This window comes from Chloroflexota bacterium, assembly GCA_016219275.1.
Taxonomy (GTDB): Bacteria; Chloroflexota; Anaerolineae; order UBA4142; family UBA4142; genus JACRBM01.
Genome location: JACRBM010000076.1, coordinates 37,441 through 63,393, shown reverse-complemented (window position 1 = coordinate 63,393; position 25,953 = coordinate 37,441). Strand labels below are relative to the sequence as shown.

General features: G+C 55.2%; 21 protein-coding genes and 1 riboswitch. Of the genes, 4 read left to right on the top strand and 17 right to left on the bottom strand.

What is annotated here, in order from left to right; translation table 11 throughout:
* Window positions 1-2 precede the first annotated feature (2 nt).
* From HY868_21685 to phnD, 17 genes are all read right to left on the bottom strand, one after another.
* A complete protein-coding gene (locus HY868_21685; GenBank protein ID MBI5304761.1) occupies window positions 3-1,199 on the bottom strand; it encodes an FtsX-like permease family protein in 1,197 nt (398 codons plus the stop codon).
* Entirely contained in the window at window positions 1,196-1,615 is a 420-nt protein-coding gene (locus tag HY868_21680) for a DUF4418 family protein (protein MBI5304760.1), read from the bottom strand. The genes HY868_21685 and HY868_21680 overlap by 4 nt, the downstream gene beginning before the upstream one ends.
* A gap of 111 nt (window positions 1,616-1,726) precedes the next feature.
* The gene (locus tag HY868_21675; protein MBI5304759.1) at window positions 1,727-2,497 is read right to left on the bottom strand and encodes a transporter substrate-binding domain-containing protein; all 771 of its coding nucleotides are present in this window, start codon (window positions 2,495-2,497) and stop codon (window positions 1,727-1,729) included.
* Between the two features lie 66 nt (window positions 2,498-2,563).
* Window positions 2,564-5,848 carry a copper-translocating P-type ATPase gene (locus HY868_21670; protein ID MBI5304758.1) on the bottom strand — a complete coding sequence of 1,095 codons (3,285 nt, stop codon included), beginning with the start codon at window positions 5,846-5,848 and terminating at the stop codon, window positions 2,564-2,566.
* 51 nt (window positions 5,849-5,899) lie between these two features.
* On the bottom strand, window positions 5,900-6,382 hold the full coding sequence (locus HY868_21665) for a response regulator (GenBank protein ID MBI5304757.1): 483 nt from the start codon (window positions 6,380-6,382) through the stop codon (window positions 5,900-5,902).
* A gap of 44 nt (window positions 6,383-6,426) precedes the next feature.
* The gene (locus HY868_21660) at window positions 6,427-6,645 is read right to left on the bottom strand and encodes a heavy-metal-associated domain-containing protein (protein ID MBI5304756.1); all 219 of its coding nucleotides are present in this window, start codon (window positions 6,643-6,645) and stop codon (window positions 6,427-6,429) included.
* A gap of 13 nt (window positions 6,646-6,658) precedes the next feature.
* Complete coding sequence (locus HY868_21655; protein MBI5304755.1) at window positions 6,659-7,669, bottom strand: sulfite exporter TauE/SafE family protein; 1,011 nt, start codon at window positions 7,667-7,669, stop codon at window positions 6,659-6,661.
* Window positions 7,670-8,026: 357 nt separating this feature from the next.
* Window positions 8,027-12,112 (bottom strand): multicopper oxidase domain-containing protein, encoded by a 4,086-nt coding sequence (locus tag HY868_21650; protein MBI5304754.1) that lies wholly within the window; start codon window positions 12,110-12,112, stop codon window positions 8,027-8,029.
* 198 nt (window positions 12,113-12,310) lie between these two features.
* Window positions 12,311-12,400, bottom strand: a riboswitch (cyclic di-GMP riboswitch).
* Between the two features lie 77 nt (window positions 12,401-12,477).
* Window positions 12,478-13,332, bottom strand: coding sequence for a transposase (locus HY868_21645; GenBank protein MBI5304753.1), 855 nt, complete (start codon window positions 13,330-13,332; stop codon window positions 12,478-12,480).
* A 503-nt stretch (window positions 13,333-13,835) separates the two neighbouring features.
* Window positions 13,836-17,108, bottom strand: a complete 3,273-nt coding sequence (locus HY868_21640; protein MBI5304752.1) for a molybdopterin-dependent oxidoreductase — start codon at window positions 17,106-17,108, stop codon at window positions 13,836-13,838.
* Between the two features lie 43 nt (window positions 17,109-17,151).
* Window positions 17,152-18,282 carry a polysulfide reductase NrfD gene (nrfD, locus tag HY868_21635; protein MBI5304751.1) on the bottom strand — a complete coding sequence of 377 codons (1,131 nt, stop codon included), beginning with the start codon at window positions 18,280-18,282 and terminating at the stop codon, window positions 17,152-17,154.
* Window positions 18,283-18,299: 17 nt separating this feature from the next.
* A complete protein-coding gene (locus HY868_21630; protein MBI5304750.1) occupies window positions 18,300-19,091 on the bottom strand; it encodes a 4Fe-4S dicluster domain-containing protein in 792 nt (263 codons plus the stop codon).
* Window positions 19,092-19,333: 242 nt separating this feature from the next.
* Complete coding sequence (locus HY868_21625) at window positions 19,334-19,978, bottom strand: response regulator transcription factor (GenBank protein ID MBI5304749.1); 645 nt, start codon at window positions 19,976-19,978, stop codon at window positions 19,334-19,336.
* Window positions 19,979-19,997: 19 nt separating this feature from the next.
* A complete protein-coding gene (locus HY868_21620) occupies window positions 19,998-20,219 on the bottom strand; it encodes a DUF2283 domain-containing protein (protein MBI5304748.1) in 222 nt (73 codons plus the stop codon).
* 12 nt (window positions 20,220-20,231) lie between these two features.
* A complete protein-coding gene (locus HY868_21615) occupies window positions 20,232-20,486 on the bottom strand; it encodes a DUF4258 domain-containing protein (GenBank protein MBI5304747.1) in 255 nt (84 codons plus the stop codon).
* A 71-nt stretch (window positions 20,487-20,557) separates the two neighbouring features.
* Entirely contained in the window at window positions 20,558-22,417 is a 1,860-nt protein-coding gene (locus HY868_21610) for a GAF domain-containing protein (GenBank protein MBI5304746.1), read from the bottom strand.
* Window positions 22,418-22,503: 86 nt separating this feature from the next.
* Entirely contained in the window at window positions 22,504-23,439 is a 936-nt protein-coding gene (phnD, locus tag HY868_21605) for a phosphate/phosphite/phosphonate ABC transporter substrate-binding protein (protein ID MBI5304745.1), read from the bottom strand.
* 216 nt (window positions 23,440-23,655) lie between these two features.
* Between phnD and HY868_21600 the strand changes: the two genes are divergently transcribed.
* The 4 genes from HY868_21600 to HY868_21585 all read left to right on the top strand — a co-directional run bounded on the left by HY868_21600 (window position 23,656) and on the right by HY868_21585 (window position 25,922).
* The gene (locus tag HY868_21600; GenBank protein ID MBI5304744.1) at window positions 23,656-24,018 is read left to right on the top strand and encodes a winged helix-turn-helix transcriptional regulator; all 363 of its coding nucleotides are present in this window, start codon (window positions 23,656-23,658) and stop codon (window positions 24,016-24,018) included.
* Between the two features lie 119 nt (window positions 24,019-24,137).
* Window positions 24,138-24,563, top strand: a complete 426-nt coding sequence (locus HY868_21595) for an arsenate reductase ArsC (protein MBI5304743.1) — start codon at window positions 24,138-24,140, stop codon at window positions 24,561-24,563.
* Between the two features lie 73 nt (window positions 24,564-24,636).
* Window positions 24,637-24,882 carry a TM0996/MTH895 family glutaredoxin-like protein gene (locus HY868_21590; protein MBI5304742.1) on the top strand — a complete coding sequence of 82 codons (246 nt, stop codon included), beginning with the start codon at window positions 24,637-24,639 and terminating at the stop codon, window positions 24,880-24,882.
* The gene (locus tag HY868_21585) at window positions 24,879-25,922 is read left to right on the top strand and encodes a permease (GenBank protein ID MBI5304741.1); all 1,044 of its coding nucleotides are present in this window, start codon (window positions 24,879-24,881) and stop codon (window positions 25,920-25,922) included. The genes HY868_21590 and HY868_21585 overlap by 4 nt, the downstream gene beginning before the upstream one ends.
* The last annotated feature ends 31 nt before the right edge of the window (window positions 25,923-25,953 follow it).

Below are 25,953 nucleotides of genomic sequence, written 5' to 3'. Positions count from 1 at the left end.
TGCTACTCCCTCATCGCTATCGCCGGGTCTAGGCGACTCGTCTTTAGGGCTGGGAACAACGCCGCCAAACCGACGCTGAACAACGTCAAGAACAAGCCACCACCGACCTGCAATACCAGCATGTCTACCGATGGCAACAGGTAGGGGATGCCGAGAGACACCATAATCAATTGACGGAACAGAATCACCGTCAACACAGCCAAGGCGATCCCAGACGCGCCACCACAAATTGCCAAAACACCTGCCTCTGCCAACAAGGATTTGAAGATGAACGCGCGATTCGCTCCAAACGCGCGCATGACACCCAGCTCTCGGCGTCGTTCATTCGCCGCCATCGAAAAGACCAATCCAATCAGCACAACGGCAAGCGCCCAGGTCAATCCCATCATGCTCAAAGTCATCCCCATCAAACCGGCTAACTGTTTGCGCGAAGACTGAAACAGGTTTGCGCTTTCAATCGGAACGACATCTGGGATCTGGTTCAAGATCTTGAGGGCGACTTTGTACGGGTCTGCGCCACGTTTCACCTTGACCATCACAGCAGAAACTTGGTCGGTTGGGATGGTTAAGGGACTCTCGGCTTGCGTATACGAAGCACGCGCGATATCGTGAGCGGTATCCATTGTGAAGAATACGCTCTGGTCCAGTCCGGTGCCGGTGGGTTCCAGATTGGTCTTGAGCTTTACGAGCGAGCCGTACACGCGGAGATTATTGTCTCCCTCGGTGGCTGAGATGAGACTCCCACCGACCACTTCACCGGGACGCAATCCCTCGTTGCCGAATTTTTGTTTCAGCCAGGGACGGATCGTAAAATCAGTTGTTGGGTCATAGCCGATCATAAACATATTCGGCACCGAACAGCACGAAGCACCCTTCAGCGTCTCAAGATAGACCTGAGGCGAAACACTCTCTACTTCGGAAAGCGCGGCGATTTTTTCGACGTTCGCACGCGGCATCCAAAACTTGGCTGGAACACCCATCACCAGTGCGCCCTCCATCTTCGCCTCCGCACCCAGGGGAACGACGACGATATCTGCGCCCAGTCGGTCCGAAGCCAATTGCAGACTGGTTTCAGCGCCGCGCAACACGAGGGTAGTAAATAGGGCGAATGCGGCAACGAGCAGGGCACAGATACCCACAACCCAACTGCGAAACGCGTTGCCAGAGATATTCTTCCAGGCGAGTTGAAATAGACTCATACGGCGACCTCAAGCTTGCGCGTATTGAGCAAGAGACCCAGACTGATTGCAATGGCGAGAGTTCCTGCCAGGATCATGGTCGGGCGCATGATCATGTTGCAAATCATCGTCGGGTTGGCGCAAACACCGATCAAGGCGGTGGGAAACAGAATGGCGAGCGCGCCAGAGGTCACACCCAGGGCGCTTAACGAGCGGTCAGTTTCTTTTTGTTTGCTCCGCAGCATAAGAAAACCGGTCAAGCCCAGCGTAATACCAACGCCGATTTCCGCGATCGCAGTCCAATGACACTTCATCGGCACTTGGCTGCCATTCTGTAAGGTAAGGTGTCTGCCTTGAGATTCGCAGTCTGTGAACAGCGGAATCACGGCAATACCAAGCGCCAAGACGATCAACGAGATGCTGAGTACTTTTTTCATTTTGTTCTCCTGTGTGAGTAGAGTGGGATCATGTTCATTACTGAACCGTTGAACCCTTGATAGAGTTTATAAGCGCCGTGTGCTGTAAACCACGCATTTGACTCCACGAAATTACTGGTTGCTTTTATCAAGCCACTTTTGCGCCAGTCGGTTTATTGTGCCGTCGGCTTTCACTGCCGCAAGACCCGTGTTGATCTTTGTCGCAAGATCCGCCCGCGTTCTGCAGATGGCAATTCCGAGATTGACACTGCCAAATTCTTCGCCAACGATCTTGAGATTATTGGATTTGATTTTCACGTAGCCCAACGCACGCGGTTTGTCAGCAATCACGGCATCAATATAACCAGGGATTAGACTTTGAAACGCGACATCGTAACTTGGGTAGGCGATCAGTCGAACTCCCGCGATGTTGCCAATTTCGGACGCGCTGAGTGTTTTCGCTTGCGTCCCTACAGCCATGCTTGCTAATGTGCTGCGGCTCGTGATCGTGATATTGCCTTTCTTGACGACGATGACTTGCCCCGTCGTGTAGTACGGATCGGAGAAAAGCATTTGTTGTTTTAGTTGATCGGTGATCGCAACCGCCGAAATTCCAACGTCCAACTGGCAACGTCCGATATACGTAGTCAATTGATTGGGTCCAACGTTGACAAATTCGATGTCGAGACCAGACTTGGCGGCAATGGCTTTCATCACCTCGATATCAAAGCCGACAAATCCCACGTTATTCGGGTCTACGATTACAAACGATGGGTAATTGGCATCCACCCCAATTCGAAGCTTGGATTGAAGCGCGGCTTGGAGATTCAGGGATTGCGTCGGCGCGCTTTGACCGCTACATGCCGTCAGGCACATCCCGATTAAGAACACGATGACGAGCATCCATATCAAGTACTTCACTGTTTTGCCCTCAAGACCTTCCAGGTCTTAGACCTGGGAGGTCCAAGTTTAGTTGACCTGAATCACGAACGGAACAAGCCGCGGCTCTTCTTGATAGACGAACGAGAACCATGCTTTATACTTGCCGGGCTTTGGAAAATAAGACGAGAATTGCAGATTGTAGCGATTGATATAGTCCGGTCTTGAAAAAGTCGTGACTGCTTCATCAACAATGTACAACGCGCCAAGCGGTCCCGACTGTTGCTCAATGTCCTTCGTACGAACAGTGCCCTGACCATCAATCACTTCAAAGTTGATATAGTTGTATGTACCCGATTTTAATTGCCCAAATTTCATGGTAACACGCAAATCTTCAACCGTGCGAGTGAAAGACGAATCCGGTGTTAGAGTGGCGGCGGGTGTCTTTGCCGATCCAACGGCGAGCGGGACTGCGAGATTTACTTGATCGCCCCCCTGGGGCCAGAATTGTACGAATACGACATAGTCTCCCTCGGTTGGAAATGAGACAATGGGTTGGACTAGGCGTTCAGGACGCACCGTTGGAGCATTCGTCTTAGCGGACGCACCGCCCATGGGTCCTGGGTCAATCCACCATGAATCAACTTCCAACGAAGACAGATCGCGCGGGACCGTCGCAATGTAAACATACTGACCAAACTTGTTTTCATCATATTCGGTAACCCGCTTGCCAAACTGGTCAACAATCTTGATGTCAAGCGGCGCAAAAATTCCTGGCGTAATGGGTGTTTCGGGTTCGATGAAAGCACGGTACGTATTCCGCGTCGGTCCCCCCATTGAATTCGCTTGAACCGGTTGGAACCAACCCACTGAGATTGCAATGAGGAGCGCTAATGTCGCCGCGGGCGCAACGAGCCGCGGCGCAAGTTCCAACAGTTGACGCGGCAAGGGTTTTGGCAAAGCAAGTTTTTCAACTTTATAGCCGCGCAAACGCAGACTATTGGTCACGACGAAAATCGAACTGAATGCCATTGCTCCAGCCGCCACCATCGGAATAAGAAAACCGAGTGTGGCAATCGGAATCAAAAGTGCGTTGTAGAAAAAAGCCCAGAACAAATTCTGCACGATAGTCTGAAAAGTGCCACGCGACAACGAGATGGCGCGCGCCACACCGTGCAGGTCACCGCTGATCAAAGTGATTCCCGCCGCCGCCATCGCGACATCGGTGCCGGTGCCAATCGCAATTCCAACGTCGGCTTGGGCGAGCGCGGGTGCATCGTTGATGCCATCCCCAACCATCGCGACGACCTGGCGAGCATTCGCGTATTCAGCATCCTGCAATTTTTTTACTTCCGCCGCTTTATCTTTCGGGAGAACTTCAGCCAGAACGCGATCAATGCCGACTTGCTGTGCGATCGCTTCAGCCGTGCGCTGGTTGTCGCCGGTGATCATCACAATGTCAAGACCGAGCTGACGCATTTCTGCAATCGCTTCGCGCGACCCAGGTTTGACCGTGTCGGCGACGGCAATCAAACCGATGATCTGAGCCGGTTCGTCGCTATTTGGGTCGCCTTGCGCGACGAGCATCGCGGTCTTGCCTTCACCCTGCAACAGCGCGACGTAATCCCGCAAGACATCAATGTTAATGCCTTCTTTTTGCATCAACCGTGTGTTGCCAATAACGATTTCCTGGTCTCGCACGGTTGCGCGGATGCCAAAGCCGCTGACCGCCTTGAATTGTTCCGGCTCATCCAGCGCAAGCCCTTTGGTTTGCGCGGTGTTTACGATTGCTCGCCCCAAAGGATGTTCAGAGCCGCGTTCTGCGCTGGCGGCAAGCCGCAACAATTCATCCGCCGATTGATCTGGTGCGGCGATTACATCGGTCACTTCCGGTTCGCCGCGTGTGATGGTACCCGTCTTGTCGAGCACGACCGCGCGCACCTTACCGGCGCGTTCCAATGCTTCACTGTTCTTGAACAGGATGCCGTTTTCTGCGCCCTTGGTCGCGCCGACCATGATCGCGGTTGGCGTCGCCAAACCCAGCGCGCACGGGCAAGCGATAACCAGAACCGCGACCGCGTTGATCATCGCGCCCGACCAATCGGCGCGCGCGAGCGCGAGCCAAGCCACGAACGTGACCAATGCGATGGCAACCACAACGGGCACAAAGTACGCGCTGATTCGATCAGTCAGTTTTTGAATCGGCGCTTTGCTCCCTTGCGCCTCTTGCACCAGCCGGACAATTTGCGCCAAGGTGGAATTCTTACCAACCTTGGTCGCCTCGAATTTGATCAAACCTTCTTTGTTGATCGTCGCGCCAATGATTTCACTGCCCGGACCCTTGGAGATCGGCATGGATTCGCCGGTGATCATGGATTCGTCAAGCGTCGAACGTCCTTCGCTGATGATGCCATCTACTGGCACTTTTTCACCTGGTCGCACGATGAGCAGATCGCCCACAACTACTTGATCAATCCCTATTTCGATTTCTACGCTCTCCCGGATAACATGCGCCGTTTTCGCGCGTAAGCCCATCAACGCTTTGAGCGCTTCGGACGTTTTACCTTTGGCGCGCGCTTCGAGAAACTTGCCGAGCACGATCAAAGTGATAATCGCCGCGCCGGTCTCAAAGTAAACTTCGGAACTGGGGATCACACCCACGACTACTCCAGCGCTGTAAAAATAGGCAACCGATGAACCCAGCGCGATCAAGACATCCATGTTCGCGCCGCCCGCGCGCAAACTCTTGTACGCGCCGACGTAATATTGCCAGCCCACCACAAATTGCACGATCGTCGCAGCGAAGAGCATGACAAAATTATCGTTGCCGAAAGACACCCACCCGAAATCGCGCGACATGCTGTAGACGACCAAGGGCAAGGTCAGAATAAAGCCAAGGATCAGCAATCGTTTTTGATGCGCGGTTTCCGCTGCGCGCACTTGGGCTTCGACATCTTCGACGGATTCGGTCTCGCGCACATGAACGACATTGAAACCCGCTTTGCGAATCGCTGCCACGAGTTCGGCGATGCTCGTCATACCGGGAATAAATTCCAGCGACACGCGCTCCGTAGCGTAATTCACGCTGACAGAGAGGAGATCATTTTGAGCCGCGAGTAATTTTTCCAACGCCAGCGCATCAGAGCTATCCCGCAAACCCGTGATCGGCAGTTCGGCTTTGCCGGTGGCGATGCCAAAACCGATTTGCGTGACGCGGTTGATGACGCTCCGCTCATCGAGCTGGGTCGGATCGAATGTGAGCGCGAGTTTCTCCGTCGCCAGATTGACGTTGGCAACGCTGACGCCGGGCAGTTTGCGAATATGGCGTTCGATGGTTGTGGCACAATGCGCACAGGTCATGCCGATGACGGGCATTGTGACGTTCTTGGCTTCAGACACAGATCACCTTGGTTTGAATTTGGGAGATTAGACGTTATGGATTGCGTTGTGGGGCAACCCGAGTTCTGCTGCGCCATTTTTCAACACACGCTCAATCGCCGGAATTAGGTCGGTTTTCACGGTGGCTTTTGTAACCATTTCATCCCCTCCAACTGCGAGAATTGCCGAACGCGACCCTATTCCATCTTCAGGTATTAGCACGATAATGCGGGTCTCGGGAAAAACGACCCGCAAAAGGGGAATCGTCCATAAACCGCCCAGATTGGGCAAGTGCAGATCAATCAGGACAACCTTGGGTGCAAGTGTTTGCGCTTGGACCAGGAAATCTTCACCGCTCCGCGCTGTGCCAACCATCACGATCCTATCCTGATGGTACGTGCGAAGCAAAACATCCATCATTTGGATAAAGTTTGGATCACTATCCGCGAGCATCAAACTCACGGAACAGCTATTTCCGTTCCTATTCGAGCGGGGGTTGGTTCGTTTGGAAAGAAACATTTTTTTGCTCATCGTATGGACTTGAGTTACAACTTGGCGTGGTCGGCACGCATCAACTAGTCTTTCACCGGCACCGGATGAAAACCCAGATCAGTCGCCGCCGCGATGATGGCTGATTCATTCAGACGCGTTTCGTCGTACAGCACTTCCATCTGTTGTTTGTGATAGCTGGCAGAGACCCGCTTGATGCCGGCGAGTGAGTCTTCTAATCCTTCCAAGGCGATCACGCAGTTGGAGCAGTACATTTCTGGAACACGAAAGACCTTTCTGATCATTGTGAGATACCTCTTAGCGAAAGACGATTTGCCCGGTGTACATCCCCATCGAGCACGCATAACGAATCACCTTGCCTTCGGGCTGGGACGGAATGTCGAAGATCGCTTTGCCCGTCACCGGCAGAGTCTTTTCAATGCCTAGTTCCGGGATCGTAAAGGCAAGGGAGCAGGACGTTGTGTTTAAGGTCAAGACGGTAAGTTGATTGTCTTGGTTCGCCTTGGCGTACACCGTCCTGGGTTCATAACCTTCGTTCTTGGCAAGCAGGATCATGTCGCCGATGGAATCATTCGATCCGATATTGTGAGCGCTCGCGGACGGATTGGCGAAATCCGAGAATGCCTGAAACGCCGTCGTTAATGAAACTGGCGCACCCGAGAGATTCAAACCACTATCAATGGCATATCCACCCAGGATCAACAGGACCACCGCGACGAGCCGCATGAATTGTTTTTCTAAAACGGCGCCCATGCGCGCGGCGAAATAAGCCACAGCAAAAAATGCGGGGCTAGCTCCCAGCGTAAAGGCAAACAAAATTGCGGCGCCCGCAAGTGGATTAGCCGTTCCCAAAGCCACCGCCATCATGCTCTGAGAAATGCCGCAAGGAATGAGCACTGTCATCGCCCCCAGGAATACCGGCGCGGCGAGTGCGGTCTTACCTTTTGACGATTTCCGAATGAACCGGGTCACAAATGAAGGCGTCTCAAACGTGAAATAGCGAAAGAGGGGATGCACATTGAACATGCGGAGGGCATTGCCAATCATAAAGATGCCGATGGCGAATTGCAGAATTGCCCGCATCATTGGAGAAAGCGACAGGGTGGAACCCAACGCGCCCAGCAAGACACCAAGCAAAGTATACGCCACCAATTTCGCTAATAAAAAGATCGCAATAGGTGCCGCGAGTTGCGGACGGGCGACTTGAGTCATTGGACGATTTTGCAAATCCTTTTCCACCTGGTTCGCCAGGGAGCTGGCTAACAAGCCACCTTGCACCGCCATGCAACTCAATCCACCCGCCGTCAATCCCGTGATGAAAGCAATCCAGATATCAACCATGTTTCACCTGTGTGTTTTGTACTTGTGTAGGTCCTGCACAATCAGTGCAATGTGCTTTGGTACGATGACCGGAGCGAAGAAGCTTGCATTCGTGGCAGGGAGATCTCTCAACCTCGCTTCACTCCGGCTTTGACGATTCGCGAAACCTTGCTGATTTTACTTGGATTTCGCAAAGGCAATATCGCCTTGAATAACTTGGGTAGATGTCTGCGAAATCCGAACTGACATTTTTACATCCAATCCATAGTTCCTTCTTACTAGGAACCAATGCCCTCAGCGTCTTCCGGCGTCAACGAGATGCTGACGCCGGAAGAGCAATTCGATTTACGGTGTTGTTACACTGGCAACGTTCGACCATGCGGATGTATCAACCGGATTTACTGCGCGAACCCTGCAGTAGTAGGTTCGTCCGCGAGGCACGCCCGCCCGAGTGTACGTCGTCGAATTCGCGGGTATATTGTTGATGGTGATTCGGTTAGCCGTGAACGTCGTGTTCGTAGCACACTGGACTGTGAAGCTAGTTTCGTTGGTGGCATTGTCTGTCCAGTTCATCGTTATGCTGTCGAGTAAGCCCGCTCGAGCTGCCGTGAGTGTCAAGCCCGAGGGCGCAGCAGGAGCAGTGACGGCTATGGATACTTCATTCGAGTAAGCCGAGTATGATGTCGTCCCTCCTGCCACTCTTGCGGCTCGCACTCGATAAGTATAGGTGTTGCCTACCACCAAGTTGTTCCCCGTCCAGCTCGCCGAACCGGTACCAGCTCGCGGTCCCGGCGCTGCGATTTGGGTAAAGGCGCCGCCGTTGACACTGCGTTCGATCCTAAAGCCGGTCTCGTTGGTGGCATTGTCCATCCAAGTCAGTCGCACACGCAGTGGTCCGCCCACTAAGGTTGCAACCAGGTTGGTTGGAGCGGCTACAGATGAAGCGATTGTAACCGACACCGTATTAGAGGGTAGAGACTCGGCGTTCATGGTAGGAAAGCCGGGTGCGGCGGGCAGTGTAAAGTTAGACGACAGTGAGCTTCCCACCAAATTGGTCGCGAGCACTTGGTAGAAGTACGGAGTGTTCGGTACGACTGTCGTGTCTGTGAACATCACAGTCGCGCCCACTCCCGGTCTGTCCGCGGACAACAACGTGCTTAGAGTCGTCCATGGACCTGTACTGGCGGCGGCTCGCTGGACTGTAAATCTCGTCTCAGTCACAGAGTTGTCTGTCCAAGTCAATCTTGCACTGCCATTGCTTTGTGTGGCACTGAGACCGGTAGGCGCATCCGGTGGCACAACCAGCGACACCGAGTGCATCATGTCCATCTCTTCATGCGCCAAGATGTGGCAGTGGTAGACGTGTTCCCAGCCCAAGCTGACCTTGTCGTTGACGACCGTTACCGGATCCCCTGCTGGATTCTGGAATCCATTTGGTAATGGTCCCATTAGAGTGACCCCCGGTGCCTTGGACGGATCAAGCACCCGCTCGCTGTTGGGAATTCTAAAGGGTTGATTCAGCGGAGCCACTGGTCGCAACGCCACGATCGTATCCTGAAGTGGATTGATCCTGACGGTTTCTTTCCAACCCAGCTCATTAGCGTCCGGCAGGCGGGTCGCATTGTCCCAGGCAACCCGGTTGATCAGTTGCACATTGAACTGATGAAAGTGAATGGGATGCGTGTCAACGCCATTGTGGGTGATCTTCCAGATTTGCGTTCCATCGCCCGGCGATGGCTCAGACATCGGCACCATTGACACTCTGATCAGGTCCACAGGCGGAGATGGGAAGGGGTAGGTGATGAACCCTTTTGCGCCCCCTGTAAGCCCCAACATACCACTCATCCGTCCATACTCGTCGTACACTTCACTTGCTTCGTCATGCAGGGCTTTCTTCTCAAACGGGATCGTTACGGATGCGCCCGAAATCGTTTGGAACGTCTTGGAACTATCCGCGATGCCTACTTTTGTCACGGCTTCGCTGGCGAACGTCCGGTTGTAAGCAGAGTTGTATTGGGTGTTCGGGATGATAACCGGTTCTTGGGATACTTCAAAGACACCGCGCTTCGGGTCGGCTCCATCGGCAAACACCGCATTCAACGTGGCGAGATTGTACGTGGGAGCCGGGGTAACATTGTTCACACGGATTTGCATGATGGTGCGAGTGTTGGGACCATAGCCCGGTTGTGTGTCAGGCGTACCACCCGTATCTGTGTGGTCCCCTTTGCCCGTGTAGTAGTCATAGCGTACGTCGAGCGCTGGGAACGGCGCGGGCGAGTCGTTGTAGAGAATGAGTGTTCTGCCGGCGAAAGCCGAAAAGTCAACGATGACGTCTGCTCGTTCCGCGGGACCGAGAATCAGAGTCCCTTGGTTCACAATTCCCACGTCGAAGTTGGTCTGGTCACCGTTCCAGCCAATCGGCTTGTTGGACAGTACCACCGGCTTGGGCAAAAAGCCGCCTTCGGTTCCGACCTGGATAAATGACGGTCCTGCTGTGGTTGGGTCGGCTACCATGTAGCCCGCCGGGTAACCAGCAACTCCAGCCGGGGCAGGCGCCAACTTGACTTCGGTATTGGTTGCACCATCTGCTGCGCGAACAGTGGTCGGGTCAGCCACGTAGAGTTGCAGATTCCAGAACCGATCATCGGCTGCATTCAGGATGCGGAAGCGGACTGCCTTTGGATCCACTACCAGATAGGGGTAGGCAGTGCCGTTGACGATTGGCGTGTCCATGAACGCCTCCGTCGCCGCAGACACGTTCGGTGTGCCGGGCATCAGAGGCGGCTCCCAGGGTCTAGTACAAGGTTGACCAACACCGCAGTCGTAGTATGGATTGGCAACGGGTCCGTAGGTGAGATTAGTTGCGGGGGGCCAGAACCAGGGAGTATAGTGCCAGCGACCAAACGCGTTCATTCCGCTCAAGTCACCTGGGTTCTGGTTCGGCATGTAAACATGCGGGTACCACAGGTCGCCCGAGCGCGGAACAAAGGGCCAAGTTGGATCCTGCGCGGCAATGGTGGCGGAATCAACAAACGTCCGATCCTGGATGATCAGGGGAATCCCGATATCCGGAAGGACGCGTGCCGAGCCAGGATTGACGCCGGATACGTTCGTACCATTGATCATGTCCTGTTCGACCTGGTCTGTGATCAAGTAACCCGCGGCTTCACCGGCGTAGACATTGAGGCGGGTGATGCCAAAAGAGTGGTCATGGTAGAACATGAGCCGGGCGCTCTGCTCATTGTTATAGTAGAAGGTCAGCTCGCCTTGTGCCGCAGTCCTCCCAGGATTCGGCATGTCGGGAACGTTGTACACACTGACCCCACTGGGGTACTGCGTGCTTTCACCCGATGGTGTAGTCCACTGGTGGGCTGTGCCATCGCTGATCCACGGGATCAGACCACCATGAAGATGCAAGGTGGCACGATTCTGTGTAAAGCTTTCCTTCACTCCTGGTAACCCTATCCGATCCAGGGGACCTTCTCCCGCGCCCATGACAGTGCTATCAACCGGGAGGAAGAGATTGCCGCCAGCGCCGGTGGGAAGTCTGTTCCGGAACGTGATGCGGACTGGACGATCTCTCTGCGCGACGATGGTAGGTCCCAGATAGTGAATCGGGGTGACATCCACGCCATTTCTAACTTGCACGTAACCGCGCAGTCTCGTTGGCGGCAGGTCAGAGTGCATTTTTTCGGTGTACTCGCGCAGTTCGATTACATAGCAATCGGCGACTTGACCGGAATAGGTGCAAGCATCCGGTTCACCGATCGGGATGAACTGCCCCAGGTTGTTCGCATTCGCCGCGCCCGCGCCCGGCAACGAGTCAACAAATTTTCGGATGCCGCCGCTGAGCGAACCCAGTGCGCCACCAATTGTTGCGGTGGCAGCGGCGTCAACCCCAGTCGTATCCTCAATGAAAACGATCGGCGCGCTGTACCCAGTGCCTCCGTTCGTCAGGGTGAGGGCAGTGATGACCCCACCGACTACAGTTGCACTCGCGGTTGCGCCGGTGCCGGTGCCGTAGACATCCGCGATCGTAACGACCGGCGCGGTGTAGCCAGTGCCCCCACTGTCGAGCGTGAGACCGGTGATGGTCCCCATTGGGAGCGGGCTATTGGCATAGTTCGCGTACGGACCAAAGTAATGGGGAACTCCCCCAGGTTCGAGCACCGGCGGTGGGACTGCCGCGGGGGCATTCGCCGGGGCTTTCCCGTTGGTTGGTTTGCTCGTGGTGGTTTTCCCAGAGACTCCTGGTTTGAGTCCCTTTGCCGCCGCGCGCTTCGCCGCCGCTTCCCGATCGGCTTGGGTGACAGATACCAATTTCTTTCTAGGCGGTGGTTTCTGCGCGCTCGTGACATCACTGCCTACGAGTAAAAGACACGCGGCAACGATGGCGAGAAGCAGTAGTTTTAGAAATTTGTGGTTGAACATGGAATTTCTCCCTTGAAAATACGGCACACCGGTCGGGTCTTTGCCCAGCATCCAGTCGAGGATCGGCGGACCGACGGAGCCAGTGTTGCCAGGAAACAGTGTTCGGAAACGCTAAGGTTCGTGGCGATCATCGAACAGCTCAAACACCCATACTTGATTCTCCTTTCTTGAGAAATAAAAACCGCGCTCACACACTCAAGTGAACACGGTCGGTTTCGCCATTTGCTCCCTCTGGTCTTCGGCGACCACTTTTCAGAACGACCAGAGATCAAGGCATCCGCATTGATGAGTTTATTCGTCATTGACCTTGGCGATGCCGGCATCATTTCCGGTGCGCTGGCACGCCAGGGTTAGAACGCAGTTCCTCAGCGTTCAACGAATGTTCGTCCGTTTGTAAAGTTTAGGGGCTTACCCATGCACTTGGCGCACTGTGCCGCGCGCCATTTGAAGCGGTCTGGCTGCCATTCGAATTGCCAATTCCAAACTTGCCGGAGATTTTGAATTTCGGCGAGATTATCCAAGTCTGACGCATTCGCGAACGCAATGGTTTGGAGGAGATACACGCCGTCTTCGCCGATGGATTCCGCCAATTCGACCTGGCTGGTCAGGTCATCCGGCACCTGGAACACCAACATGTTGCGGAAATAGCGTTGATACCAATGGGGGCGCGCAATCTGGCGAACCCATTCATACCGTTTTGCGACGAGCGCTTGAACCGCATTCTGCATCGCCGACGCCACCGACTCCAAACTCGTGCGTGCACACACCGATTGGACAACATAACTGGCATCGGCAAGCGGCAGACGGCTTTGCCACGGGGCGTACGTTTCTTGTAATCGCGTGAGCACCTGCTGGAATTTTTCCCGATGCGATACATTCCGGCAGAGCCGTTGGCGAAAATCGCGCATGACATCCGTGCTCAAGCCGGGATGCGCGATCGGCAAATGCAACGCATACTTCCAATCGGTGCGCACGCGTGTGGCTTCCGCCGCCTGACGATCAGCCAGTCCCTCGTTAAACTGAAAGATGAGCACGAGACTAGAAAGATAAGGAAACTCTTTGGGAATGCCCTCCTCCGGATACAGGCATGCCAGGTCAATATCCGCGAACAGTGAATCTGCCATATCGCCGATCATGACATACACATTCTTTTTGCCGAACAGGGCTTTGGTCGCTTCGACTGTTTCAATTGGTAAAGCGGGTAAAGGATTGGAATACATTGGACAACCTGGATGCCGGTTGATCTCGGAAAAAAATGGATCAATAATTTATCAGCGCATCAGTGCACCGATTATAGCGGCGGGTGGTCTGGTGGGGAAGCGTACTAAACTGGGATTTTCAACGCGGAATAATTCGGTGAAGAAATAGAAAATAAATCGAGTGGTCGCATCCGTACAAACTACGGAACGCGTGTTTTGGTAGCGACGTAAAACTCACTCGCCAATGAACTGTCACTCTATGCGGGGCACTGATCGCATCCCAGGTCTCCCAGGTTCCTGGGTAACACGATGTGGAGAAGGCGTGGGGACATGTCCCAAAAAATAAAAATGCCAGTCCCAGGAAAGAGACTGGCAGCGGCGTTGAAAATTATTCCTTCCAGGTTTGGAAACCTGGAAGGTATGCAGTTTATCTTAGAGCAGATTCCACCTTGATTTACGGTTGGTATTGTAGAGACGTTGGATGCAACGTCTCTACAATACTATAAACCAAACCGGAATTCGCTCTATGCCTTCACCACTTTGACTTTGGTATCGTAGAACACGGCGCTGCCGCCGAACGAATCAACGAGCGTCGTATTCTTGAGGTACGGATCCACGCGCATTGCCGCGTTCGCGTGCACGCCGCGTGTGCGGCGCACGTCGCCCTTGACCACCGCGCCGTCAATCGTCACGTCCACGCCACCGTAGGCAAAGTGTCCAAAGCCGAGCGGGAACGAAACGACGCCGGGGCGAATCCCTTGCACAACTTTTAACTTGCCGACGATGGGAACTTTTTGTCCATTCTTCAGATCCCATTCGCCGTTCGGATTCGTCGCCGAGACGACGCGCACGCGATCGCCGTTCTGCAAGCCGCGTTTCGCCGCATCGTGCGCGTTCATCAGGATAAAGTTTTCCGGCAAAAGCGCCAACAGCCAATAGTTCGTCGCCGTGCGCGATTTCGTTTGATAGATTTCGCGGTACGTGATGAGCGACAGATCGAATCCTTGCCCTTCGTCCGGCAAGGGATTCTGCGTGACATCCATGCCGGGCGGGATGAAGGTGGGATAACCCAGGATGGGTTTGCCCGTCATCGCGTGCTTCAGTTTCGCGGTCTTTTCCTGATATAGATTGATCAGTTTGCCGTACTTGTTCGCGACCTTGTCGCCGTCGTAAATTTTCGCGTAATCCTGGAAGCGTCCGCCGCGATTCAGCACCGTGACGAATTTTGCCCACAACTTGTCGCCGACCAGCGCTTTCCACGCATCGGGGTCGAACACCGTCTTGGGCAAGTGCTTGCGCGCGTCGAGGAACAATTTCTGTTCCGCGTCATCCGCGTCCGGCACGCCGTCCGAGCCGTCGCTCTTTTCGCCGAACGCCAGGTTCGCGACCATCCGCACGTACAGGTCGTTCATGTGCGTCAGCGATTTGCCTTCGCCGAAACCGTGCGGACCGAAATTCGGCAGGTTGAGTTTTTCTGCGAGACCCAGGATCATCGCTTCGAGCGAGAGCGGCATTTCGCGCCCGTACACCTTCACCGTCTCGATGAGCGGCGCGATGGTCGGCTGGCGCACCGGTTGAACCTTGACCGTCATCGAAGGATGCGAGCCGGCAAATTCCCAGCGTTCGAGATTCGACAAATCGGGGAAGATGTAATCCGCGTACATTGACGTTTCGCCGACGACGATGTCGCTCGTGACGAACAGCGGAATCTTGTTCGGATCGGCGAGAATGTCAATGTTCGTGTTGCCAGCCGGCAGCGAGTACACCGGCGAACCCATGTACAAAAACAACGCTTTGATTTGGTACGGATACGCGTCGCCCATCGAAGGAATCAGTTCCTGATAAATGTCCGACGCGAGCGGATACCAATTGCGTTTCGCGGGATAGCCCTCGAAGAGCGTGGACTCGTCATACTTGGCGTCGTGGCGAATGATCGAAAGTCCGAACGGATTGTGTTTGTTCGGCACCATCTTGCCCAGATCGAAAGGTCCCGCCGCTTTTGCGCCCGCCGCGTCGTACGTCGAGACGCGCACGAACCCACCCTTCCAATCATAATTGCCGAGCAAGAGATTGAGATTGTTCCACGCGAGCACGTTGTAAAAACCGTTCGTGTGTTGCGACACGCCGCGGTGAATATCGCACACCGCTTTCTTGCCATGCTGCGTCAACTCGCGCGCAATTTCTTCGAGGTCGCGCGCGTTCACGCCGGCGATCTCCGCCCACTTGGAAAATTCGTTCGCGTTCGCCGATTCGGTCAAGATCACAAAACCCGATTTCACTTTGAAATCCTTGACCGACGCGTCCACGACGAGATCGCCAACGACCGCGGTCTTTTCATCGTTCGGGTCGAGCGCGACCGGCTTGCCGTCCACGAGCGCGACGAGCGGATCGAACGCGAATTCTTTATCGCCGGCTTTCCAAACGTTCAGGTCCTTGCCGTCCTTGTCCTTGACGGTCTCTTTCGTCGCGATGCCGGCTTCACTGCCGCGCAAGAACACGGTCGGCGCGCCCTTGTCATCCAGCTTGACAAGCCAGGTCGCGTTGCACCACGACGCTTCCTTGTTCGCGGTCGCCGCGGCTTTGTTCGCGTTGCGAAGGAATTTCTCGTCGTACTTTTTATTCTCGACGAGATAGCGAATGAGCGCGAGCGCGAGCGCGCCTTCGGTGCCGGGTTTGTTCGGCATCCACTTCCACGCTTTCGCCGCGAGTTTCGAAAGGCGCGGGTCAATCACCGCGAATTTCAACTCGCCGGTGACGAGACGATTCGTGATGCGCGGCACGCGATTCGACGGACCATAGTTGCCTTCGAATGGCGATGCGCCGACGAACAAAACGAACTCGGCATTTTCCGTGTCGGCTTGCCAATAGAATTTTTCACCGCCGGTGAAACTGCCCGCACTGAATTGCTCGCTCATCGCCTTGCCGGAAAAGTACAGCGAGCCCTGGCACACGGTCGTGTGTCCGTGCGCGTTCGTCGAGCCGAACGCATCGCGCGTAAAGCGATTGATGAAATCCGAACGTCCGCCCTTCAAGCGTCCCCACGAGAAATTCAACTGATTGTTTTTGGGTCCGAGATCCGGATGATCGGGATCAATCAATTTGTCGAGATCGTTCTTGAACTTTTCTTTGAACGCGGCGACGAGCGCTTTTTTCTTGTCCTTGTCTTTTTCTGCGAGGATGGGCGGCAGCGCGTCCGCCATCGCTTTAGCAACCTTGGGGTCTTTGAGCGCGTACATTTCTTTCAAGCCGGTCACGGCGCGATTTTCTTCGCCCGGCACGTTCGCGAAGAGTTTGCCACCCTCGACGATTTCGGCGATCGCTTTGTCGAATTCGATCGTCTGCCATTTGTTCTCGCCGCGTTTGCCCGCGCGCTTGAGCACCTTGACCAGGCGATACGGATCGTACGTCGTTTGAATCGCCGCGTGCGCCTTGGGGCAGACCGCGCCGTCAATCGTCGCGGCTTCCGCCATCGTCGTTTTGTATGCCAGGTGCGGATTCAAGGTGAATGGGTTGAACGGGTTGCCGTCAATTTTCGAAACGACGCCGTTGATGATTTTAACTTTGATGCCGCAGTTGGTGTTGCACTGTTGGCACACGCTGTAAATGATGTTCGCCGGATTCGCGAGCGAATACCCCTGCTCCGCCGCGGCTGCCGCCGAGTTCGTCATCATGTCCCACGCGACGTTCAACGTTCCCGCCATCGCCGCCGAGCCGCCGAGGAACGCGGAGATTTTCAGAAAATCGCGGCGCGTGATGTCGGGAATCGGTTTATCGAGAATTTTATTTTGGTCATCCATTTTCATTTCTCCTTATTCGCCCATTATCACTCTAGTTGACGTTTCACGCCTCGCTCCCACGCGGCGCAAGCGGCAGACGATCATAGCCGACCAAAAACGCGGCAGTCGCCAGTCCGATGATGCCGGCAGAGAGCGCCCATTCCATCACACTGGGAAAATAGGCGAACTGCAGACGCGAGTCTTGGAATGCCGAGATGAGCGCGTCCAATTCGGGTACAGTCAGCGCGGGGAATACGATGTTAGCGCGCGCGACGGCAAAGCCGATGAGCAGGCACACGCCTATCCAGCCAACCATTTGCGGACGCCGTGCCATTCCCGGCAATAGCAAAACGATGAGGGGCAATAGCGAACCGATTCCGATTTGCAAAATCCAAAACCCCCACCAGTATTGCCCAAACATCACTTCGTTGACTGCCGCGACATTTTGCGGGACGCCGCCGTACAAACTCTGCGAAAAATCTGCCCACAGGAAATAGAGTTTGATGATTTGCAACGCGATGCTGGCAACCGCGAGCACCCACAACTGCTGGGGCAAGCGCGCGTCTTTTGGATCGCCGAACAAGCCCAGCGCGCCCATCATCACAGCAGCGCCCGATGCAAGCGCAAAGAACGGGAACTGGACAGGGAACAAGCCGACGTGCCAGAACGCGCGCGCGGCTTGCACACCCATCAGCGCGCCGACCGCGCCACTCAGGAAGATCGCCAGCGGAATGCCTATCGCCATCAAGACCTTGAGCCATTTTGCCTGCGCGGGACGAAACGTCAGGATGAGCGCGATGAGCGAAAGTAGCCCGAACGTCGTGTACCCCCACACGATCTGTGCCATCACCGAGTTGGCGCTGCCTTGCAGATAGACTTTCCAAATACGCTCCAGATGTCCCAGGTCGAACCAGATGTGGAGCAAGCCCGCGCCGAGTGTGATCAGGGTCAGGTACAAGGCGAGGCGTCCCGTGCCTTTGAACAGCGCGACGTTGAACACATAGTCTAGCGTCGCGACGATGAACGCGCCCGCGGCAATTCCGACGAAGAACAAGTACATCGCCACCCAAAAGCCCCACACGACGTAACTGCCGTACGCGGCGCTTTCGTGACCGAACATGAGACGTTCGGACAAACCCCACAGACCAGCGACAATCGCAACTGTGCTGGCAACGTAAAGTAATCGTTTTAACATGTTGGTTCTCCCCTTGACTAGAGCAAATAGTGCACTTTGGGTTGTGTGCCGAGTTCTTCTTTCAATCGCGTGACGTTCGCCGAGCCAATCAAACTACTGATGAGCGCGTCCGGGTCATTGGCATCGCCAAAGTACGTGGCGCGCCCAATGCACGTCGTCACGCAGGCGGGTAACATTCCGGCGTTCAAACGATGAAGACAAAAGTGACACTTGCGGACGTTGCCAATCGGTGAGTCCTGCCCCTTGCGTTCCCATACGCGACCATACTCGTAACTGGCAGCCGTTTCGTACGGCTCGACGCGTGCGCGTCCGACGATGATTCCTTCCTGGGTTGGCGCGCGGTTCGTGTACTTTTCGCCAAAGTCAAATGTGCGCGCGCCATACGGACACGCGGTCACGCAGTACCGGCAACCGATGCATTGATCGTAATTGACTTCGATGATACCATCCGCGCGTTTGAACGTCGCGTTGACCGGGCACACGTTCACGCACGGGGGATTGTCGCACTGCATGCACGGACGCGGCACAAAGCGGCGCGTCACGTTCGGATACGTGCCGATTTCTTCTTCCAGCACCGGGCGGTACACCACGCCGGGCGGCAGTTTGTTTTCGACGATGCACGCAATCGTGCAGGATGAACAACCGACGCATTTGCGTAGATCGAGCACCATCGCCCAACGGCGCGCTTTGACGTCTTTCTTTAACGCGCGCTTCAAATCCTCTTGCATTCTGAGAAGCGGATCTTCGGGCATTCCGACCGGCGCGCTGCTGACGACGAATTGGACGAGTTCTTGTGTCGTGACAGGCATCCTTACCTCCTTGAAAAATAAAAAACCAGAGAGACATCTTTGTTGCTCTCTGGTCTGATTCTAACGTGAATGAATAATGGATTGTAGCAGGGAAATCCTGTGATGCTCGACACAATGCGAGGGAAATCCCTCGCGTTTCGTGGAATGTGGCGGGGAAAACCTTGCAGTAGTTTTCCGGTTTGATTGTGCAATAGTGCGACAGTTTGACAACGATCGCACTATTGCACGATCAAACTATCGAACTATTCAACCATCCACCCTTCTTGAATCGCGTACCGCACGAGCGCGGCGCGGCTCGTCAATCCCAGTTTTTCCATGCCGCGCGCGCGATAACTCTCGACGGTCTTGACGCTGAGCGACAATTGTTGCGCGATGTCTTGATTGGTGTGTCCGAGCGCGACGAGTTTCAAGACCGCGCGTTCGCGTTCGCTCAGTTCGGCAGTAGACGTGCTCGGCGCGTTAGAAGGGATCATCTTGTCAATCAAGATTTTCGCGTGCGAGGGATGAATGTAGACGTTGCCGCGCATCACCGCGCGAATCGCGGAAATCAATTCCGCGTCCGCCGCGCTTTTGGGACAATAGCCCGCCGCGCCGGCTTCGAGCGCGCGGCGCAAGTACCCTTCTTCCTCATGCATCGTCAGAATGAGCACGCGCACGTTTGGTTGGGCGCGTTTGACCTGACTCAGAATCTGCAAGCCATCGGTCTTGGGCATGGTGATGTCGAGGATGAGCAGATCGGGCACATGTTCGCGCACTGCCGCGAGCGCCTCCAAGCCATTGGTCGCTTCGCCGACAACGAGCATGTCGTCTTGCGCGTTCAACAGCATTTTCAAACCGGAACGCAAAACCGCGTGATCGTCGGCAAGGAGGATGCGAGTCTTGGTCATCACAAGCAGGCTGGAAGAGTTACGCGGGAACAGCGGTCAAATTCTGAATGACCACTTGGCGCTCTGCGCCTGATGTAAACACATGCTGCGACGCATCCAAAATTTCAATACCGACAATGCGCCCATCCGGTGCATAATTGATCGCTACATCTTCCGAGAGTCGTTGCGTCGTCACTTGCGCGGATTCCTCGATGAATCGGATATACACAGCGTCAACTTGAGAATCGTATGAAATTTTCATCACGCGCTCCTGTTAGAAATAAAACGTGTAGACGGTGACAACAATCAGTGCATCCACTTCTTCAGCAACGATTGCCACGATTTGTTGGATAGCGTACGTACGCCCACCCCATCGGTGATCGTATTGAAAATTCTTGCGGAATCCTTGTCGTCCCTTTTTCGCCGGCACAGTTTCTCCAGTTCGAATGGTCTCGGTCACTTTAGCTTCGTCAGTGCCACGCTCTGCCATTTGTTCCAGTGCGTGTTTTGAGAACTGGATTGTTTTCATGGGTGTCTCAACCTGTGAGCGCAAACTTGATTGCGCCAAGTCTATCACATTCGCTTGGGCTTGGCAACTGATCAGTCAATCGGAATTTCCACAAACACACTACTCCCCGCGCCCATCGCCGACTCGATCTGCAAGCGTCCGCCAACCAATTCCGCGCGTTCGCGCATGCCGTGCAAACCCAGTTTGCTTTCTTCTTGCGCCGATTCGAGAATCGCACGTACATCGAAACCGCGTCCGTCATCTTCAACCACGGCGACGACCGCGCTTGACTTGCGCTCGACGACGATGCTGACATTTTTCGCGTGCGCGTGTTTCGCGATGTTCGTCAACGCTTCTTGCACGATGCGATACAGTGCGAGTTCCGTTTCCGAGGACAGACGACCGTTGTTAAAGCCGGTCATTTGCAAATCCGCGTTCAATCCAAAATTCGCGCGATACCCCGCGACGTAACGTTCGAGCGCGGCGGCAAGACCCAGGTCGTCGAGCAGCGCGGGGCGCAGTTCGCGCGCCATGCGCTTGACCGATTCGAGTGTCTGCGCGGCAATCTCGCGCATCGCATCGAGGCGCGCGCGCGTCGCGAATTCACTCGTATCGCTCGCGGCACGCAAGCCGAGCATCAACGAGGTGATCGCTTGCCCGGTATCGTCGTGCAGTTCGCGCGCGATGCGTTTGCGTTCGTCTTCCTGCGCGCCGATCACTTTTTCGAGCAACTGTCCACGCACGCGTTCTTTCTCGCGTAGATCGTCCCACAAGCGCGCGTTTTCGACCGCGACGCCAAGTTCCTGCCCGACGGCTTCGAGCAGTTTCACTTCGGCGTTGCTAAACGCCATTGGATCTGCGCTCGCGATGCCTAACACACCCAGGACGCGATCACGCGCGAGAATCGGCACGGTGACGTGCGACGCAACAGCGCGCGCGTCGCTCAGTTTGCCATCATGCAAGGGACAACGTTCAGGAAGCGGCGCGATCACGACCGATTGTTTGTCGGTCAACGCGACCGTGCAGGGGCAACCATGAAATGCCGTCGCGACCTCGCGTTGCCCGATTTCGCGCGGCAAGCCGAGCCAGGTTGTGAGTTGGATCTTGCTGTCGTCGTCCAACAGGAAAACCCAGCCCGCCGGCAAATCGAGCGTATCGAGCAAGGCGCGTAACGAATGTTCCAGCGTCTCGGCAAGCGATGCCGGCGCGTTGACCGCGTTCGCCACCGCGTTCAGCGCGGCGAGTTCGCGATTGCGCCGCAACATCGCGCGTTGGGTTTGATCGAGTTCGCTCGTCATGCGATTGAAGGCGGTCGCGAGTTGCCCGATCTCGTCGTCGCCCCAGGGTGGGACGCGTTGCGAGAGATCGCCGCGCGCGACGGCTTGCGTGACGCCGACGAGCGCGAGAATGGGACGCGTGAGAATGAGCGTGAGCAGGTATGCCGCGCCGACGCCGAGCAAAGAGACGACAAATGTCGTGAGCAACATCTTCCCGGTCAAATCATCCACCGCACGATAAACGCTTTGCTCGGTCAAGCCCACGCGCGCGATCCCGGCGCGTCCCTCGAAAATCGGCGTGGCGATGTCGTGAATGATCCCTTCGTCGCTTTCGAGGAGAACACTGTGGGCGCGCTCGGTCGGCGCAACGGAATTATTTTCGGCAAGCCCGCGCGGAAACCCGGCGACGAATGAGTGGACGAGGACGCGATTGTTCGCGTCGAGGATGAACGCATAGCGCAGATCGGCATTGTTCCGAATTGAATCCTGCAACAGTTCGTGCAGGGCATAGGTGTTGTTGATGAGGATGAAATCGGTCGAGTGCGCGGCAAGGTCGCGCGCGATGGAAACGCCGCGCTCTTGCAATTGCGCGGTCAAGGCGTGCGTCATGTTGACGCGCACTTGCCAGGTCACGCCAAAGCCCAGGAGGAGCACTAGCGCGAGGACGATGCCCATAATTTTGGCGCGGATACTGGGGCGTAGTAGCCAATGGCGAATGGCGAATGGCGAATGGCGGATCGCCGATCGGAACCCTGAAATTTTCATTGCGCCGTGTTCACTTGCAATTCGAGCGCGCGCGCTGAATCATAGATCCGATCGGATACTTGGACGAATCGTTCGATCATCAAATTCCGCAGGATGGTTTGGCCGTCTGGGTCGGCGCTCGTTTGGAGGAAAAGTTCCCGCAGCGTTTCTTTCAGCTGAGGGCTGAGATTGGGATTGACGACGACCGGCGGAATGCCAAAAGCCGGCGAACGATGAATCACGCGCGTACGTTGGGCAATCGTCGCGTCACGGGCGACGAAATAATCGTACACCAGACTATCCACGCTCGCGCCATCGGCGACTTTGTTGGCAACGGCTTTGATCGCGTTGTCGTGACTGTAGGTGAAAAAGAGGCGCGCGAAATATAGTTCGGGCGAGCCATCCAGCGATTTCACCAACGAGGTCGGATAGATACGTCCAGTGAGCGACATCGGGTCGGTGAACGCAAACACTTTGCCGCGAATGTCTGCCATCGCGCGAGCCGGGCTATCGGTGGGAACGATCAACAACGAATAGTACACCGTCTGCCCGTTGACCTGGGGCGCGACGAGCAATTCCATTCCGAAATCCCGTTGACCGACGACGTACGCGCTCGTGCAGACAAATCCCAGGTCTACATCGCCGCTTTTGATCAGGTCGTTCGCTTCGGCGTAGGTTTGGCGTTGCACCAGTTGGACGCGCCGATTGAGTTTGCGTCCGAGGTACGCCAGCAGGTCGCTGTAACTTTCAACGTTCCCTTTCGGAGAGATGACGGCGGCGACGACGACGCGCAGGGGTTTGGTATCATCGGGCGAGTACGCCACCGCTGAGGCAGGGTCTACATCGCTGAAACGAAAATCCAATCGGCTTGGCGGGGCGCTACAGGCAGAAAGTAGGAAGGCGATGAGGATTGCGCCGAGAGACACTAGTTGAGGAAAAGAGAAACGCTTCATTACGTCTAGTCTTCCTTTCAAACACGCAACCTATTTTCGCATCAAACGCGCCACGAGTCAAAATCGGTTGCCTGACCGGCATTCTCGCATCAGTGGGTCGCGGTAGCGTCCCATTCTGGTCAAAGAACGGGTACGCCTGTGAATTTGACAAATCCCGTCCACGCCGATATAATTCAATGTAGGTTGAAGTATTATCAACCATGGAAAGAAAAGCAAATGACAAAGACGGCGACGACGGTGCTGGCGAATAGACTGAAGGTTCTGGGCGATCCATCGCGGTTGGCGATTTTCGATCTGTTGATGCAAGGCGTCCAGTGCAATTGCGAAATCGGCGGCAATCTCAAAATGCCGATGAATCTCATCTCACATCACCTCAAGGTCTTGCGCGATGCCGGTTTGGTAAATGCCGAACGCGATGCGACCGATGCGCGCTGGATTTACTATTCGGTGAACCAAAAGGCGCTCGCACAACTGCGTGAGCAGTTCGGCGTGTTTCTCGATCCCAAACGCATCCAGGCGCGCCAACCGATGTGTGGTCCGCGCGTGGTCTCTGCGAAATCTAGTACGGCACGCCGATAGTTTTTTTGCTCTTCTAGTTCAATACCTTCGCCAAATCCTATCGGCGAGCGAGAAAAAAACCAGGTTTCTGCGAGAAACCTGGTTTTGGGCGAAGGTATTGTAGTTCAATGGATGTTGAAATGAAACGCCAGGTCCTTTTTCTCTGTACCGGAAATTCCGCGCGCAGCCAAATAGCGGAAGCGCTGGTCAATCGTTTTCGGGGTGAGCAATGGCGAGCCGTTTCCGCCGGCACGCGACCCATCGGCAGTGTGCATCCACTTGCGATTGCGGCGATGCAGGAAATCGGCGTAGACCTTGCCGGCGCGCGAAGCAAATCCACCGAAGAATTTCGCGCGGCGGCGTTCGACGTGGTGATAACCGTTTGCGACAGTGCGGCGGAAGAATGTCCGCTCTGGCTGGGGCAGGGCAAGCGCGCACACATCGGATTTTCCGATCCCGCGCGCGGAACACTGGACGATTTTCGCGCGGTGCGCGAGGACATTCGACGACGCGTGATCGAATTTCTAGATTCGTTCGAGCCAGATGTTAAAGGCGGGAAACGATAATGAGAATCATCGTGTTGAAAGCGGGATGATGGAATCGTCCCGCTTTTTGTTCGACAAAAATCAAGGAGGAAAAATGTTATCCATCAAAGTTCTCGGTTCGGGATGCGCGAATTGCCACAAGGTGGAAGCGTTGGCAAAGCAAGCCGTCACGCAATTAGGCGTTCAAGCCAACATCGAAACGGTGACGGACATGCAAGCGATTATGAGTTATGGCGTGATGAGCACGCCGGGAATTGTCATTAACGATAAAGTCGTTTCGACCGGGCGCGTGCCGGCGCTCTCGCAAATTACGACGATGATCACAACGGCGCTCCAGTGAATAGCGGACCGTGGGCGGTGAACAAGACAACCCAGACCATTTCCAAGTTGTTGATTGCGGCGATTGTGTGGTACATCGCGTACACGATCCTGCAACCCTTCACCGAGTTCCTCGCGTTCGATGTCTTGCGCCTCGCGCGCGGGTCGCATCTCGGCGAATCGGTCGCATTCTTTTTGTATGATGTGCCGAAAATCCTGCTCCTGCTCAGTGCGATGATTTTTCTCATCACCATCGTGCGTACGTTTTTCAGCGCGGAACGCACGCGGCGATTATTGGGCGGCAGACGCGTCGGGATTGGTAACGTGCTTGCGGCGATGCTGGGCATCGTCACGCCGTTCTGTTCGTGCAGCGCGGTCCCGCTCTTCATTGGTTTCGTCGAGTCCGGCATTCCACTCGGCGTGACGTTTTCGTTTCTCATCGCCGCGCCGGTCATTAACGAAGTTGCCTTCGTGCTTTTGTTTGGCTTGTTCGGTTGGAAGATTGCCGCGCTCTATGTGGCTTCGGGACTGACCATCGCGATTATCGCCGGCATCATCATCGGGCAATTACACCTGGAACGCTACGTCGAAGATTTCGTTTGGCAAATGCAAGTCGGCGCGGCGCAAGACGATTCGCTGAAGCTGACCTGGGAGGAGCGCATCACACGCGCCTGGGAAGCGGTGCGCGACATCGTCAAGAAAGTGTGGCTCTATGTCGTGATTGGCATCGCGGTCGGCGCGGGGATTCATGGTTACGTGCCAACGGATGCGCTGGCAGAGGTGATGGGAAAATCGGCGTGGTGGTCGGTGCCGATCGCGGTGTTGATTGGTGTGCCGCTCTATTCCAACGCGGCGGGCATGATTCCGATTGTTTCTGCGCTCATCGAAAAAGGCGCGTCGCTCGGAACCGCGCTCGCGTTTATGATGGCGGTGATCGGTTTGAGTTTGCCAGAAACGATCATCTTGCGCCGCGTGCTCAAACCGCAATTGATCGTCGTGTTTGTGGGGGTGGTCGCGCTCGCGATTATCCTGACCGGTTATTTGTTCAATCTTGTCATTTGACCAGAAAAGTTACACATTCGCCGTTGGCGCG